Below are 15,884 nucleotides of genomic sequence, written 5' to 3'. Positions count from 1 at the left end.
GCGGCATCCCTGTCCCCTGGCCTACCCGATGAAAAACCTTTCCGCCCTCGTCCCACTCCTGCTTGCTGCCGCGATCCTGCTGGCCGGCAACGGCATCCAGGGCACGCTGATCGCCCTTCGCGCGGTCGAGGAAGGGTTCCGCACGACCTCGGTCGGCCTCATCGGCACCGCCTATTTCGTCGGCTTCATCACCGCCTGCATCTACGGGCCGCGCCTCGTCCAGGCTGTCGGGCATATCCGCGTCTTTTCCGCCCTCGCCGCGATCGCCGCCGCCGGAACGCTGGTGCTGGTGATGGCGCCCGACCCGGTCGTCTGGCTCGTCGTGCGCTTCATCATGGGGTTCTGCTTTTCCGGGCTCTTCACCGTCATCGAGAGCTGGCTCAGCCAGCGCGCGGACGATGCCAGCCGGGCAAGGCTGCTTGCCGTCTACCGCATCATCGACATGCTCGTCGTCACCGGCAGCCAGTTCCTGATCGGCGCCACCGGCGTCGGCGGCTTCACGATCTTCGCCATCATGGCGATCCTCTTTGCGCTGTCGCTGGTGCCGGTCTCGCTCGGCGACCGCTCGCAGCCGAAGCCGCCGGAGGCGTTCCGCTTCGACCTGCCGCTGATCTGGCGGCTGTCGCCGCTCGCCTGCAGCGTCTGTGTCACCATCGGGCTCACCAACGGCGCGTTCCGGCTCGTTGGTCCGCTCTATGCGCGCGATATCGGCCTCGATCTTTCCGGCATCGCCCTGTTCATGGCCGCCGGCATCTTCGGCGGCAGCATCCTGCAATATCCGCTCGGCTGGGCATCCGACCGCATCGACCGGCGCTGGGCGATCCTCTTCGCCACCGCCGGGGCAACCGTCGCCGGCCTTTACCTCACCGTCGTCGACGGCGACACGCCGCTCAGGGTCTATGCCGGCGCGTTCTTCTTCGGCGCCTTTGCCATGCCGCTCTATTCGCTGGCCGTCGCCCACGCCAACGACCGGGCCTCCTTCGACGACTACATCCTCGTCTCGGCCGGCCTCACCTTCTTCTATTCGATCGGCGCCTCGGTCGGCCCGGCAGCGGCCTCGGCGATCATCGAACGGTTCGGTGGCCCGGCCTTCTTCACCTATACCAGCGTGCTGCACGGCTCGCTGATCGCCGTCGGCCTGATGCGGCTGATATCGACCCCGCCCTCGCCGGCATCGCGGCGGGTGCGATTCGTTTCGCTGCTGAGAACCTCGCCGTCGATGGTCCGGCTTGCCCGCCGCGCGGCCAGGAGGCGCCACTGAGTGCCTCGCCGGCCCGCTGCACGCGCCGATTCGGCAAAAAACTGCGGCGTATAGCTGCGCGACTTAATCAGAGTGGCAGACAAGCGCCGCCGGCTGGGCTATAGCAACCTCATGGACATCGTCATAACAACAAAAAAACTGGCGGAAAGCTGCCGCGAACTCGCCCGCTCCGACTTCGTCACCGTCGACACGGAATTCCTTCGCGAAACCACTTTCTGGCCCAAGCTCTGCGTCATCCAGATGGCGAGCCCGGATCATGCCGTGCTCGTCGACGCGCTCGCCCCCGATCTCGACCTCGAACCGTTCTTCGAGCTGATGCGCAACGACGCGGTGATGAAGGTCTTTCACGCCGCGCGCCAGGACATCGAGATCATCCACCACCTCGGCGGCTTCCTGCCGGATCCGGTGTTCGACACCCAGGTCGCGGCGATGGTCTGCGGCTTCGGCGACTCGATCAGCTACGACCAGCTCGTCAACAAGGTCACCGGCGCCAGGATCGACAAGTCGCACCGCTTCACCGATTGGAGCCGGCGCCCGCTCAGCGACAAGCAGCTCACCTACGCGCTCGCCGACGTCACCCATCTGCGCGACGTCTACCAGTTCCTGAAGGCCAATCTGGAAGAGCAGCACCGGGCGGACTGGGTGCATGAGGAAATGCAGGTGCTGACCTCCGTCGGCACCTACAATCTGCATCCGGAGGACGCCTGGAAGCGGCTCAAGATGCGGGTGCGCAAGCCGCGCGACCTCGCCGTCATGCAGGCGGTCGCTGCCTGGCGCGAACTTGAGGCGCAAAAGCGCGACGTGCCGCGCAACCGCATCATCAAGGACGACGCGATCTACGAGATCGCTGCCCAGCACCCGACGACGCCGCAGGCGCTGGGGGCGCTTCGAACGACGCCGAACGGCTTTGAGCGCTCGCGCGCGGCCGGCGGCATCCTGGAGGCGGTGAAGGCGGCGCACGCGATCCCCGACAAGGACCTGCCGGCGATCCCCAAGGGCAAGGCGACGCCGAACGGATCGAGCGCTGCCGTCGATCTCCTGAAGGTGCTCCTGAAGCTCGTCAGCGAGGCGAACGGCGTTGCCGCCAAGATCATCGCCACGGTGGACGACCTGGAAAAGATCGCCGCCGACGACGATGCCGACGTTGCCGCCCTCAAGGGCTGGCGGCGCGAGCTCTTCGGCGAGACGGCGCTGGCGCTGAAGCAGGGCAAGATGGCGCTCGCCTTCGACGGGCGGCGGGTGATCGCGACCGAACGCAACGGCAAGCGCATCCCCCGCGAAAAGCTGCGCGCCGGGAAGTAGGCCGGGCCGGCCCTCAGGCGATCTCGACGTCGGCCGATAGTTCCATCAGCCGGCCGAGCTGGCTGAAACGCTTGCGCAGCCGCTCGCCGTCGAGGTCGGCGATGTCCTTCGGCAGTTCCAGGACCAGCTCGCCGTTGCGGCGGCGCACCGTCGTCTTCGGCATGACGCCGGGCATGGCCGCGGAAATCAGGTAGGCAACGCGGAACGCCGAGCCGAGGATGCGGGCCCGCTCCATCAGCCGGGTCGTTGCCAGCTTGCGTATCCAGGGCGACAGCTCTTCCTCGATCAGCCCGACATGGCGGTAGAAATTGGCGAGCGCCAGATAGGCCCGGCCCGGATGGTCGATGCCGATGAAGGCGGCGTGGGCGATGATGTTGAGGCTCTGCTCGCCGCGATAGTCGGGATGGGCGCGCCAGCCGATATCGGCGAGGAGACAGGCGGCGGTCCTGAGGCGACGCTCGTCGGCGCTCTCCTCCACCTCCAGCACCTCGAACAGGCGGCCGGTCCAGTCGGCGAGTTCGCCGGCGTGTCTCGGCGACCTTGAGCGCAGGATCGCCAGCTCCTCGCTCGCCGCAATCAGCGGGTCGCGCGCCCGCTCCTTCTTGGAGAGCAGCTTGTAGAGATGGCCCTCGCGGACGCCGAGGGCGGACATGACGACTTCCGTCGGCTGGGCCCGCCGGATGATCTGCTCCATCACTGCCGCACCATAGGGCAACAGCGCCCGGCGCGAGCGGGAGATGACGTCTATGTGCTCGAACCCTGCGAGGTCCTCGCGCGCGACTTTGCGGCAGAAGTCGAGTGCCTCGCCTGCGGGGATGGCGAAGTGGTGCATCACCTTCAGCGGATAGCCGGTCTCGAACATGTAGAGCCGGGCGAGCGAGCGCCAGGTGCCGCCGATGGCGTAGAAGGCGCGGCCGGCGCCGCCATCGAGCAGCGAGCAGCCGTCGAGCGCGTCGGCGGCGATCTTTTCCGCCTTGCGGACCGAATCCTCCGCCGCGTCCTGCAGGCGCAACCCGCCGAGCGGATAGGTGCGGCCGTCGCCGATCTCCTCGCCGCGGACGTCGACCAGTTCCAGGCTGCCGCCGCCGAGATCGCCGGCAATGCCGTTGGCGCGCCAGATGCCGGAGATGATGCCGTAGGCCGACCTCTCCGCCTCGTCGCGGCCGGACAGGACCTCGACCTTGGCGCCGGTGATCTTCTGCACCTCGCGGATGAAGTCCGGGCCGTTCTCGGCTTCCCGGGCGGCGGCCGTCGCCAGCACATAGAGCGTCTCGGCGCCGGCCTGGGTGGCGAGGAACCGGAAGCGCCGGAGCGCGGCCAGCGCCCGTTCGACGCTGTCGTCCGCCAGCCGGTTGGTGACGCCGACGCCGCGGCCGAGGCCGGCCAGCACCTTTTCGTTGAACAGCACCGTCGGCGAGCGGGTCAGCCGCTCGTAGACGACGAGCCGGACGGAATTGGACCCGATGTCGATGATGCCCACCGGGTCGGTGTCGTGGAGCCGGCCCTGGGCCTGAGCTTGGTCTGGACTCAACTGGATGTCCGCTTCTTGCGCCGGGCGAACGGTTTCGGCGAATGCAGGGTGATCGCACTGCCGCGGCCCGACAGGGAGGGGTTTGTCATGAAATACTTGTGGGCGTTGAACGGTTCCTCGCCTTCCGCCCGTTCGATGCGCTGGTGGCTGCCATCGGGCAGCAACCACCAGCTCTGTTCGTTGTCGCGCAGATTGGCGCCCATGATCTGGTCGAGCACCTGCTCGTGCACCGTCGGATTGGTGATGGAGACGAGCACCTCCACGCGCCGGTCGAGGTTGCGCGGCATCAGGTCGGCCGAGCCGATATAGACCAGCGATTCCTTGGACGGCAGGCCGTAGCCGGCGCCGAAGCAGTAGATGCGGCTGTGCTCCAGGAAGCGGCCGACGATCGACTTGACGCGGATGTTGTCCGACATGCCGGGAACGCCCGGCCTGAGGCAGCAGATGCCGCGCACGACCATGACGATCTCGACGCCCGCCGAACTCGCCTCATAGAGCTTGTCGATGATCTTGGGGTCGACCAGGGAGTTGGTCTTGCCCCAGATCTTCGCCGGCCGGCCGGCCTTGGCGTGGGCGATCTCCGCATCGATGCATTCGGTCAGCGTCTTGCGCATCAGCACCGGAGACGCGGTCAGGCGGTCGAGCCGGTCCGGCATGGCGTAGCCGGTGATGAAATTGAAGACCCGCGCAACGTCGCGGGCGGTCACCGCATCGGCGGTGAAGAACGACAGGTCGGTGTAGATCTTGGCCGTGATCGGGTGGTAGTTGCCGGTACCGATATGGCAGTAGGTGGCGAGCCGGCCGCTTTCCCTTCGCACCACCATGGAAAGCTTGGAGTGGGTCTTGTACTCTAGGAAGCCGTAGACGACCTGGGCGCCGGCCCGTTCCAGGTCGCGGGCCCATTTGATGTTGGCCTCCTCGTCGAACCGCGCCTTCAGCTCCACCACCGCCGTCACCGACTTGCCGGCCTCGGCTGCCTCCGCCAGCGCCTTGACGATCGGCGAGTCGTTCGACGTGCGGTAGAGCGTCTGCTTGATCGCCATGACGTCCGGGTCTTCGGCCGCCTGCTTCAGGAACTGGACGACCACGTCGAAGGATTCGTAGGGGTGGTGGACGACGATGTCCTTCTGGCGGATGGCCGCGAAGCAGTCGCCGCCATGCTCGCGGATGCGCTCGGGAAAGCGCGCCGCAAAGGGCGTGAACTTCAGGTCCGGGCGGTCGACGTCGAGGAGCTGGGAGATCTCATTGAGCGCCAGCACGCCGTTGACGTCGAAGATATCCTCCGCCGTCACCTGGAGCGCCTGGGCGACGAAGGCGCGAAGGCCCTCCGGCGTTGCCTGGTCGATCTCCAGCCGGATCACCGAGCCGCGGCGGCGCCGCTTCAGCGCCGTCTCGAACAGCCGCACCAGGTCTTCCGCCTCTTCGTCGATTTCCATTTCCGAATCGCGAATGACCCGGAACGAGCCCTTGCCGCGGACCTCGTAGCCCGGGAACAGGCGGGCGGTGAACAGGCTGATCGCGGTCTCGCGCGACACGAACCGGACCGGGCCGGCGTCGTCCTGCGGCAGGGAGATGAACCGGTCGAGCTTGTGGGGGATGCGCAAGAGCGCAATCATCATCTCGCCGCCGCCCGTCGGCTCCAGCTCCAGGATCAGCGAGAAGCCGAGATTCGGAATGAACGGGAACGGGTGCGCCGGATCGATGGCGAGCGGCGTCAGCACCGGAAAGATGCTGGTCAGGAAGCACTCGTCGAGCCAGTCGATGTCGGCGTCGCTGAGGTCCGCCTCGTCGACGATGTCGATGCCGGCCTCGCCGATCTCGTGGCGCAACACCGCCCAACGCTCCTGCTGCTCGGTCTGCAGGCGCATCACCTCCTGGGTGATCAGGTTGAGCTGCTCGGTCGGCGTCAGGCCGTCGGCGCTGAGGGTCTCGATCTTCTCGCGCTGCTGGCCCTTGAGGCCGGCGAAGCGGACCATGAAGAATTCGTCGAGGTTGTTGGCCGAGATCGACAGGAACCGCAGCCGCTCCAGCAGCGGGTGACTGGCGTTGTCGGATTCTTCCAGGACCCGGCGGTTGAACTGCAGCCAGGAGAGCTCGCGGTTGACAAACCGCTTCGGCGAGGTCTTCAGCGCCTCGGCGTCTTCGCGGGGCTGTTCCTCGGCAACGGACGCCGGCGGTGCTGTCTGGTCAAGGGCCATCGATCTCTCCTTTGCGCGCAATCCCTGTCCGTTACCCGGTCAATATGACCGTTTCGTCGCAGTGGCTCTACAGCTCGGTGCCGTTGCCGTGCGACAGGCGGGCAAGGACATCGGCCGCGATCGGCCGGGTGACGGCGCGCCCGCGCGCCAGCGCCTCGCGGTCAAGTTCTGCGACCAGGCGGCTGGCGGTCGCCAGCGACCGCTCCATGCGCACGAGGAGGTAGTTGACGACCGCGGCATCGATGGAAATCTGACGGTCGGCGAACAGTTTGACAAGCACGCGGCGGATGAGGTCGTCGTCCGGCTCGCCGATTTCCACAGGCGTTGCCGCCCGCAGCCGCGATTTCAGGTCGGCAAGCTGGATGCCCCAGGCCTCCGGCCAGTGCCGGCAGGTGATGAGGACATGGGCGCCGGCGGCCCGTGCGGCGTTGAGGAGATGAAAGAGTGCGGTGTCGTCGCAACGCCCGGCAGAACCGGTGGCGCCGTCCGCATCTTCGATCGCGATGGCGCCGGCCTCGACGAGGCGCAGCGGATCGGTGCGCGACAGGGCATCGGCAGAAACAACCGTGCCGCCGGTCCTCTCCCGCCAGATGTCGGCGAGGTGCGATTTTCCGGAGCCGGTCGGCCCGGCCAGAACCACCAGCTTCGAGGGCCAGTCCGGCCAGCGCTCGACAAGCTCGAAGGCGGCGCGGTTGCAGTCGGCAACGAGGAAGTCGTCGCGGGCAAAGGACGCCTCGTGGGGCAAGTGCAGAGGCAGTTGCGCGGCCTCGTCGGGACGGCGTTTGACCACGCTCACTCCCCTTCCCCGCCGCCCGCGCCCGGCGGTCCGCGGTAAAGGGAACTCTGCAGGTACTGCTCGATGGCGAAGCGGGCGAGCACGCCGACCATGGCCGCGACCGGGACGGCCAAGAGCATGCCGACGAAGCCGAACAGGGAGCCGAAGGCGAACAGCGCGAACATCAGCCAGACCGGGTGCAGGCCGATGCTCTCGCCGATCATCTTCGGCTGCAGGATGTTGCCTTCCAGGAACTGGCCGACGACGAAGACGCCGACGACGACGGCGATCATCGTGTAGTCGGGCCAGAACTGCATCAGCGCGACGCCGACGGACAGTACGAAGCCGACCGCTGCGCCGACATAGGGAATGAAGCTGATGATGCCGGCGATGATGCCGATCAGGAAGCCGAAATTGAGCCCGACGACGCTGAGCGAGACGCTGTAATAGGTGCCGAGGATGACGCAGACCATCATCTGGCCGCGCATGAAGCCGGAGATGCTGGCGTCCATGTCGCGGGCCAGCCGGTGGATGGTGTCGCGATGCTGGCGCGGCAGCCAGGAATCGACCGTGGCGACCATGCGGTCCCAGTCGTTCAGCATGTAGAAGGCGACGACCGGCGTCACCACCAGGAGGGACAGCACGGACAGCAGCGACTGGCCGCCGCTCCACAGCGACTTGGCGAGGCTGGCGAGCCAGCTTGCGCCCTGTTTGACGAAGTCGCCGAGCTGGCCCTGCAGGTCGCCGGTGGTGATGCCGAGGGTTTCCGCCGCCCTGCCGTCCAGGAAATTGGCCGCAAGCCCCTGCAGCTTTTCCGCATAGCTCGGCAGGTTGGCGACGAAGCCGGAGAGCTGGTGGCCGAGCAGCGGCACGAAGATGACCAGCGCCAGGACGAAGCCGATGATGAAGAAGACGAGGATGATGACGGTGGAGAACAGCCGCCCGATGCCGTGGTTTTCCAGCCAGTCGGCGACCGGATCGAGCAGGTAGGCGAGCACCATGCCGGCGACGAACGGCAGCAGGATCCCGCGAAGCACCCAGAGGACGAGGACGGTGACGGCGAGCGCGATGACCCAGAAACTGACCTGGCGACCGAGGCTCAAGATGTGTGCTCCCCTTGCCCGTGATCGTCGCCGTCGGTCATGTGCCGCAGCCACTCAACGAGATATGCCACGGCTGAAAGAAGTGTCAAGAACGCGGTCACAATGACCATAAGGTTGCGAATCGGCGTCAGTTCGGAAGAAAGGCCGAGATCGGCGAGCACCACGGAGGCGAGCACGATCTGCGCCACCGTGTTGGCCTTGCTGACCAAAAGCGGCTGCATCGGCACCGGCCGGTCCATCATCCAGGATAGCATGACACCGCCGACGATGAGGACGTCGCGGCTGACCACGGCGATCACCAGCCAGAACGGGATCTCGTTGACCATGGCGAGCGCGATATAGATGGAGACCAGCAGCGCCTTGTCGGCGATCGGGTCGAGATAGGCGCCGAGATCGGAGCGCGAGGCGAAATGGCGGGCGATGAAGCCGTCGACGCCGTCGGAGACGCCGGCGATGACGAACAGCCAGAATGCTGCGGCGTAGGCCTCTGTCCCGATCAGCCAGACGATCACCGGCACCAGGAAGAGCCGTGCGACGGTTATCAGGTTCGGAACCGTCAATCCGCTGTGTTCATGATCCATTACTGCAACTGCCTTGCGGCGCCTTGCGCCCGCCCCTCCCGCACCGCCCTTGCGCCCCCTCATCTCCCGCGCGCCAGGCCCTTGACGGCGGCCGGCGGGAAAGTGCATCTGCGGCTTGCTTTCCAGGCAGCATATGTTTGGATGCCCGGCGCCGCGTCAATTGTTTTGGGCCGGCGACGATAACGCGCAACAGCAAGGATCGGCCAGACGCCATGAGCGAGACGAGCCGGGGCAAGCGCCCCTACACCTATGCCGGCGCAGGGGTCGATATCGGGGCCGGCAACGCCTTCGTCAAGGCGATCGGCCCGGCCGTGCGCTCCACCGCGCGCCCCGGTGCGGACGGCTCCATCGGCGGTTTCGGCGGCGTTTTCGACCTGGCCGCAACGGGCCTGAAAGACCCCGTCCTGATCGCCGCCACGGACGGCGTCGGCACCAAGCTGAAGATCGCGATTGAGACCGGACAGCTTTCGACCGTCGGCGTCGACCTCGTCGCCATGTGCGTCAACGACCTCGTCGTCCAGGGCGCCGAGCCGCTGTTCTTCCTAGACTATTACGCCTGCGGCAAGCTTGAGACGGACGAAGCGGCGAGTGTCGTCGAAGGAATCGCGGAGGGTTGCCGCCAGGCCGGCTGCGCGCTGATCGGCGGCGAGACGGCGGAAATGCCGGGCATGTATGCGGCCAAGGATTTCGACTTGGCCGGCTTTGCGGTCGGTGCTGCAGAGCGCGACGCGCTCCTGCCGCGCACCGACATCGAATCGGGCGACGTCCTCATCGGCATTGCCTCCAGCGGCGTCCACTCCAACGGCTTTTCGCTGGTGCGCAAGATCGTCGCCGACAACGGGCTTTCCTTCGACGATCCTGCCCCCTTCGATCCCTCGCGCAGCCTCGGCGAAGCGCTGCTGGAGCCGACGCGCATCTATGTGCGCTCCGCGCTGGCCGCGATCCATGCCGCTTCCGGCGGCGTCAAGGCGCTCGCCCATATCACCGGCGGCGGGCTGACGGAGAACCTGCCGCGGGTGCTGCCGGAGGGAATCACGGCGCGGATCGATCTCGACCGCGTGGCGGTCCTTCCCGTCTTTTCCTGGCTAAGGGATCTCGGCACCATCGCCGAGGACGAGATGCTGACGACCTTCAATTGCGGCGTCGGCATGGTCATGGTGGTTGCGCCCGGCGCCGCCGATGCCGTGCTGGAAGCGCTGACCATCGCCGGCGAGCGGGCCGAGGTGATCGGCCGCTGCCTCGGCGGGCCGGACGCGCAAGCGGGCGTTCCGGTCCTCTATGACGGCGCCCTCTCCTTTCCGGAAACCGGTTCCGCGCAATGACGAAACGTGCCCGCGTCGTCGTGCTGATTTCCGGGCGCGGCTCCAACATGGCCGCGCTCATCGAGGCCGCGAAGGACCCTGCCTATCCGGCCGAGATCGTCGCCGTCCTCTCCAACCGGCCGAATGCGGCGGGACTGGAGACCGCCGCGGCCGCCGGAATTGCGACGGCGGTCGTCGACCACAAGGATTTCGACGGCCGCGAGGCGTTCGAAGAAAAGCTCAGCGCGGCGATCGAATCGTTCGATCCGGACCTCGTCTGCCTTGCCGGCTTCATGCGGCTGCTGACGTCAGGGTTTGCCGAAAAGTGGCGCGACCGGCTTATCAACATCCACCCCTCGCTGCTGCCGTCCTTCAAGGGTCTCGACACCCACGTCCGGGCGCTCGCGGCCGGCGTCAAGCTGCATGGCTGCAGCGTCCATTTCGTCCGCCCGGAGATGGATGCCGGGCCGCTGATCGCGCAAGGCGCGGTGCCGGTGCTTTCCGGCGATACGGAGGAGACGCTCGCCGCCCGGGTGCTCGCGGCAGAGCACGAGCTTTACCCGGCGGCCCTGGCGCTCGTTGCCAGCGGGCGCACGCGGGTCGTCGGCGACCGGGTCATCGTCGAGCCGGAAGAGGACGCAACGCCGCCGGCCCTCGTCTGGCCGAAAGCAGGTTCCGTTTCCAACGGGCGATGACCGCGGCGGCCGTCCCCATGTCCGGGATGGTTACTTGCAGGACTGCAGCGAGGCCTTCAGGGCATCGCTCTGGGTCGAGGTCAGCCCGTCGCCGAAGAACGGCTCGTCGGCGATGTCGGCCGCGGACAGCGTCTTGACGGCAGAGCTCGCCGCGCATTTGCAGCGGGTCGCCGCCGATTCCCGCTGGTCCGGCCGTTTCCAAAGATCGAACACGCATTCATCGACCATCTTGACGCGAAGGTCCTCGCGTCCGGCCGCCCGGGCCTCGTCTTGGGCGCCGATGAGGGCGAGCCCGACAACAGCCGCGCCGCCCAATGCCAACAGGGAAAGCCGCATCCACCGCTCCTTCTTCCGGTTGCGTTCCAGAATCCTATCCCCGGAAGCGCGACATGCCACAGCGCCTCCGGAGCCCCTAAGGTAGGCACCGGTTACCGGTTCGCAAACGCCTCAGGCCGCTTTTTCGACGACTTTTTTCAGCCACACCTTGGCATCGTGGAACGGCGCGCCGCCATGGGGCGCGATCGGGTCGGCACCGATGAGCACGTTGATGCCGATGCCGTCGACGAAGGCGCCATTCGGCCAGATGCTCTCCACGATGAGGACGCCCGGCTTCACCGCATCGGCGATGCGGGCGTGGAGCCGCACCGTTCCGCGGCCGTTGCCGAGGATGACGAGGTCGCCGTCGACAATGCCTGTGCCCTTGGCGTCCTCCTCGTGGACCATCACTTCCGGACGGCCCTCCCGTTTCTTGGAGGACGGCGTCTCGGTGAAGGAGGTGTTGAGGAAGGAGCGCGCGGGGGACGTCGCCAGCCGGAACGGGTGCTCGTCGTCCGTGGTCTCGATGACCGGAACGAAATCGGGAAATTCCGGCAGCGCGTCCCAGGCGCCGTGAAGGCCTTCGGCCGGGCCGAAATGGACATTGTCCCAGCCGGGCCGGAAATGGAACTTGCCGTCCGGATGGGCAAAGCCCTCGGTGAAATGCGCGCGCTCGAACGCCGGCTGGCAGTCGATCCAGCGGTTTTCCTCCAGCTCTTCCAGCGTCCCGAGGCCGGAGTGCTGCAAGAGCCAGTCGATGTGCTCCCGGGCGGTCATGGCAAAGCCGGGATGTTCGAGGCCGAGCCGCTCGGCAAGGCCGGCGAGGACCTCGACATTGGAGCGGCACTCCCCCGGCGCCTCGACCTGCTTTCCGCCGAACAGGAGATGCTGCTGGCCGCCGGCCTGGTAGATGTCGTCGTGCTCCAGGAACATGGTTGCCGGCAGCACGATGTCAGCCATCTTCGCGGTATCGGTCAGGAACTGCTCGTGGACGCAGGTGAACAGGTCCTCGCGCAGGAAGCCGTCCCGGACGCGTGCCGATTCCGGGGCGATGCAGACCGGGTTGGTGTTCTGGATGAAGAGCGCCTCGACGGGCGGGCCGCCGCGCAGCGCCTCGGCATCGCCGGTCAGGACACGGCCGATCTGCGATTGGTCGAGATTGCGCACCGAGGTGTCCAGAAGCTCGGTTGCCATGACCATCGACTTGTCGAGCTTGAAGATGGCGCCGTTGGAGAGGAAAGCGCCTCCGCCTTCATACGCCCAGGCGCCGGTCACTGTCGGGATCGAAATCACCGCATGCATGGAGACGGAGCCGCTTCTGCCTCGGGTGAAGCCATAGCCGGTGCGGAAATAGGTTTTTTTGGTAGCCCCGACCAGCGCAGCGAGAGCCTCGATCTCCTCGACAGTGACGCCGCAGATATCCGCGGCCCACTCCGGCGTCTTGCCGGCCAGATGCGCCTCGAAGGCCTCCGGCGCGTCCGCGTAGCGGGAAAGATAGTCCCGGTCGGCATGGCCGTCGCGAAAGAGGATGTGCATGACGGCGCAGGCGAGCGCCGCATCGGTGCCAGGCCGGATGACGAGCGCAAGATCGGCCTGCTTCGCCGTCTCGGTGCGGTAGATGTCGACGACGGCGATCTTCGCCCCGCGCGTCTTCCTGGCCGTTATCGCATGGGTCATGACGTTGACCTGGGTGGCGACCGGATTGGTGCCCCAGATGACGACGCAGTCGGATTTCGCCATCTCGCGCGGGTCGGGGCCGGCGACCCGGCCGGTGCCCGCCGCATAGCCCGTCTGGGCGGCCATGGAGCAGACCGTGTCGTATTGCCGCGAATAGCGCTTCTCGTGGCGGAACCTGAAGATGCTGTCGCGCTGCACGAGGCCCATGGTGCCGGCGTAATAGTACGGCCAGACGGCCTCCGGGCCGTGCCGGCTCTCCGCCTTCAGGAGCGCTTCGGCGGTGATGTCGAGGGCGGCCTCGAAGGAGATCTCCTCGAACCGCCCCTCGCCTTTCGCGCCGACGCGGCGCAGCGGCTTTGCCAGCCGGTCCGGATGGTGCAGCCGCTCGGCGTAGCGTGCGACCTTGGCGCAGATGACGCCGGCCGTATAGGGATTGTCGGATGCCCCGCGCACCCGGCCGATCCGGTCCGGCGCCAGCACCTCCACCTCCAGCGCGCAGGTCGACGGGCAGTCGTGGGGACAGGCGGACGGCACCGTCCGGGGAAAGGTCTCGCTCGGCATCTCGGCCTCCGATTGGCGTGCGGCCCGGCAAGCGCCCCGGCCGCGGCCGGCTGCTCCACAAATGAGCGCCGACACATGCGGGATCGGACAAGTGATATCGCGTCAAAGGGTCTTTCGAAACGCCGTTTTGTTGAAAATGGATGGCAAATGCGCTTGAAACGGAGGCGCGGCGCAACAACCTAGGACGTATGCCGCCGCCGTGCGGTCTTTCATCCGGCAGGCTCCGGCAAGCTGACACCCCGAACCCGACGGGACGCAATGAATTTCTCCAACTCGATCGCAGCCGATGTCACCGCCGGGGAATGGGCGGTGTTCATTGCGGTCGTGTCGGCGATCCTCGTCTTTGACCTCGGCTATCTGCACCGCCAGGCCCGCGCCATCAAGCTGAAGGACAGCCTCCTCCTCGTCGGCCTCTACGGCTCGATAGCCTTTGCCTTCGGCGTCTGGGTCTGGCTGGAGTTCGGCACCGATGCGGGCGCGCTGTTCTTCACCGCGCTGATCATCGAGCAGAGCCTTTCCATCGACAACGTCTTCGTGATGTCGGTGATCTTCACCTATTTCGCGATCCCGCCGGAACACCGGCACCGGGTGCTGTTCTGGGGCATTCTGGGCGCCATCGTCTTCCGGGCGATCATGATCTTTGCCGGCACGGCGGCGGTCGCCTCCTTCGACTGGCTGCTGCTGATCTTTGCTGCCATCCTCGTCTTCACCGGCATCAAGCTCCTGTTCATGCAGGAGGAGGACGAGCCCGACCTTGAGCGCAACCGCATCGTCCGCTTCGTCATCCGCCACCTGCCGGTGACCAAGACCATCCACGGCAAGCGGTTCTTTGCCCGCGAGCCCGACCCGAGATCGGCCTCCGGAACGGCCATCAAGGCAACGCCGCTGTTCCTCGCCCTCGTCATCATCGAGGGCGCCGACATCGCCTTTGCGGTGGATTCCATCCCGGCCGTCCTCGCCCTCTCCCAGGACGTCTTCATCGTCTACACCAGCAACATTTTCGCGATCCTGGGGCTCCGCGCCCTCTTCTTCGTCGTCGACGCGCTGATCTCCAAGTGCCGCTACCTGAAGCCGGCGCTCTCGGCCATCCTGGTGCTGATCGGCGGCAAGATCGTCTGGGACCATCTGATCGGCAAGGTCGATCCGGTGCTCTGTCTCATCGTCACCGTGGCGATCCTCGGCGGCGCCTTCGCGCTCTCGGCCATCCGCGGCAGGCAAGCCTGCGAGAGCAACGAGATGCCGGCGCCGAAGACCCAGCCGGTCCGCGACGAGTAACGCCGGCCGTTGCCGGAACGCAAAACGGGCCGGCGCAGCGGCCGGCCCGTTCCGAAATTCCTGACAGCGAGACGCTGGTTCAGCCGACGATTTCCGTCGCGGCGAAGAAGTAAGAAATCTCTTCCTTGGCCGTGTCCGGGCCGTCGGAGCCGTGCACGGAGTTCTCGCCGATCGATTCCGCAAAATCCTTGCGGATGGTACCGTCCGCGGCCTCGGCCGGGTTGGTGGCGCCCATCACTTCGCGGTTCTTGGCGATGGCGTTCTCGCCCTCAAGCACCTGCACGACGGTCGGGCCGGAGCTCATGAACTCGCACAGCTCGTCGAAGAACGGCCGCTCCTTGTGGACCGCGTAGAAGCCCTCGGCCTCGCGGCGGGACATCCAGATGCGCTTCTGCGCGACGACGCGCAGGCCCGCGCTCTCCAGACGGTCGACGATCTTGCCGGTGAGGTTGCGCTTGGTGGCGTCCGGCTTGATCATGGAGAAGGTGCGTTCGATCGCCATCTCCGGATCCTTTCCTTGAAATCTCGATGGGGGAATGTGGCGTCAGCCTTCAAAAAGGTCGCCGGACGTATAGCGACGGCGCCAGCTTCCCGCAAGCCCGCAGCATAACCGCCCGTTGCAGCATCCGGGGAACCGAGCGGCGGATCGACGCAATCCGGTAAAGCCGCTATCCCTTTTCCTTCCCCTCGACGGGACCAATCCCCTATTGTCTCCCCGACGATCGGCGATGCGCTAGGCCCGTGCAGCGGAGAGACCTCGATGAAAGACTATTTCCTGATGAACGCGGAATATGGCCGCTGGGCCAATGCCCGCCTCCTCGACGACTGCGCGACGCTGACCGACCACGAATACCACCGCGACATGAACGCGGTGTTCGGCTCGGTGCACGCGACCCTCAACCACCTCTATGCCACCGACACGATCTGGCTGCACCGCTTCACCGGCGAGGGCGAGCCGCTCGAGACCTATGAGGACATCCTGTTCGAGGACCTCAATGACCTTCGCGAGGCGCGCGCCGTGCTCGACGAGCGGATCATCGCCTTCTTCCAGCTCCTCGATAAGGACGACATTCACCGCGAGCTCCTGTTCCGCACCGCACGCCGGCCGTCGGTGACCTCCCGGCCGTTCCCGGTCGCGGTCGCCCATTTCTTCACACACCAGACGCACCACCGCTCGCAGATCCATCTGTGCCTGCGCCAGTTCGGCAAGAGCCCGCGGCCGATCGACATCATCCATTTCCACAAGGCGCCGGCGACCGAAGAGGACTGATCGCCCTTCCCGCCTGCCGCTACCTCCGCGCCCTTGCCT

Annotated in this window: 14 protein-coding genes; 6 read left to right on the top strand and 8 right to left on the bottom strand. The window is 66.6% G+C overall.

The genetic code is table 11. The features are described from left to right. Positions 1-28 precede the first annotated feature (28 nt). Complete coding sequence (locus M2319_RS17605) at positions 29-1,261, top strand: MFS transporter (RefSeq protein WP_264602775.1); 1,233 nt, start codon at positions 29-31, stop codon at positions 1,259-1,261. 111 nt (positions 1,262-1,372) lie between these two features. Continuing rightward, positions 1,373-2,563, top strand: a complete 1,191-nt coding sequence (gene rnd, locus M2319_RS17600; RefSeq protein WP_264602897.1) for a ribonuclease D — start codon at positions 1,373-1,375, stop codon at positions 2,561-2,563. 13 nt (positions 2,564-2,576) lie between these two features. On the opposite strand, the gene M2319_RS17595 is transcribed toward rnd, so the two are convergent. The 5 genes from M2319_RS17595 to M2319_RS17575 form a co-directional block, all read right to left on the bottom strand. Beyond that, positions 2,577-4,094 (bottom strand): Ppx/GppA family phosphatase, encoded by a 1,518-nt coding sequence (locus tag M2319_RS17595; RefSeq protein WP_264602774.1) that lies wholly within the window; start codon positions 4,092-4,094, stop codon positions 2,577-2,579. After that, positions 4,091-6,292, bottom strand: a complete 2,202-nt coding sequence (locus M2319_RS17590) for an RNA degradosome polyphosphate kinase (RefSeq protein WP_264602773.1) — start codon at positions 6,290-6,292, stop codon at positions 4,091-4,093. Before M2319_RS17590 ends, M2319_RS17595 begins: the two co-directional genes overlap by 4 nt. A gap of 67 nt (positions 6,293-6,359) precedes the next feature. Next, positions 6,360-7,088 (bottom strand): HdaA/DnaA family protein, encoded by a 729-nt coding sequence (locus M2319_RS17585; protein ID WP_264602772.1) that lies wholly within the window; start codon positions 7,086-7,088, stop codon positions 6,360-6,362. Continuing rightward, positions 7,085-8,170, bottom strand: a complete 1,086-nt coding sequence (locus M2319_RS17580; RefSeq protein WP_264602771.1) for an AI-2E family transporter — start codon at positions 8,168-8,170, stop codon at positions 7,085-7,087. The genes M2319_RS17585 and M2319_RS17580 overlap by 4 nt, the downstream gene beginning before the upstream one ends. Next, complete coding sequence (locus tag M2319_RS17575; RefSeq protein WP_319801796.1) at positions 8,167-8,751, bottom strand: CDP-alcohol phosphatidyltransferase family protein; 585 nt, start codon at positions 8,749-8,751, stop codon at positions 8,167-8,169. The genes M2319_RS17580 and M2319_RS17575 overlap by 4 nt, the downstream gene beginning before the upstream one ends. A 212-nt stretch (positions 8,752-8,963) precedes the next feature. Between M2319_RS17575 and purM the strand changes: the two genes are divergently transcribed. Both purM and purN read left to right on the top strand, forming a co-directional pair. Further along, complete coding sequence (gene purM / locus M2319_RS17570; RefSeq protein WP_264602770.1) at positions 8,964-10,073, top strand: phosphoribosylformylglycinamidine cyclo-ligase; 1,110 nt, start codon at positions 8,964-8,966, stop codon at positions 10,071-10,073. Beyond that, positions 10,070-10,747, top strand: a complete 678-nt coding sequence (gene purN, locus M2319_RS17565) for a phosphoribosylglycinamide formyltransferase (protein ID WP_264602769.1) — start codon at positions 10,070-10,072, stop codon at positions 10,745-10,747. The genes purM and purN overlap by 4 nt, the downstream gene beginning before the upstream one ends. 30 nt (positions 10,748-10,777) lie before the next feature. Here the strand turns inward: purN and M2319_RS17560 are convergent, their stop codons facing one another. Both M2319_RS17560 and M2319_RS17555 read right to left on the bottom strand, forming a co-directional pair. Then, complete coding sequence (locus tag M2319_RS17560; RefSeq protein WP_264602768.1) at positions 10,778-11,083, bottom strand: hypothetical protein; 306 nt, start codon at positions 11,081-11,083, stop codon at positions 10,778-10,780. A gap of 111 nt (positions 11,084-11,194) precedes the next feature. Further along, entirely contained in the window at positions 11,195-13,300 is a 2,106-nt protein-coding gene (locus tag M2319_RS17555; protein WP_264602767.1) for a molybdopterin-containing oxidoreductase family protein, read from the bottom strand. Positions 13,301-13,558: 258 nt separating this feature from the next. Here M2319_RS17555 and M2319_RS17550 point away from each other — a divergent pair, with 258 nt between their 5' ends. Beyond that, the gene (locus tag M2319_RS17550; protein ID WP_264602766.1) at positions 13,559-14,575 is read left to right on the top strand and encodes a TerC/Alx family metal homeostasis membrane protein; all 1,017 of its coding nucleotides are present in this window, start codon (positions 13,559-13,561) and stop codon (positions 14,573-14,575) included. 79 nt (positions 14,576-14,654) lie between these two features. Here M2319_RS17550 and ndk read toward each other — a convergent pair whose 3' ends face one another. Next, positions 14,655-15,077: a nucleoside-diphosphate kinase gene (gene ndk, locus M2319_RS17545; RefSeq protein ID WP_264602765.1), complete on the bottom strand. Its 423-nt coding sequence runs from the start codon at positions 15,075-15,077 to the stop codon at positions 14,655-14,657. A 258-nt stretch (positions 15,078-15,335) separates the two neighbouring features. Here ndk and M2319_RS17540 point away from each other — a divergent pair, with 258 nt between their 5' ends. Further along, entirely contained in the window at positions 15,336-15,845 is a 510-nt protein-coding gene (locus M2319_RS17540) for a DinB family protein (RefSeq protein ID WP_264602764.1), read from the top strand. Positions 15,846-15,884 lie beyond the last annotated feature (39 nt).

Source organism: Rhodobium gokarnense (assembly GCF_025961475.1).
Lineage (GTDB): Bacteria > Pseudomonadota > Alphaproteobacteria > Rhizobiales > Rhodobiaceae > Rhodobium > Rhodobium gokarnense.
Note: the sequence above shows the minus strand (reverse complement) of the source record. Positions and strands in the feature narration are given on the sequence as shown.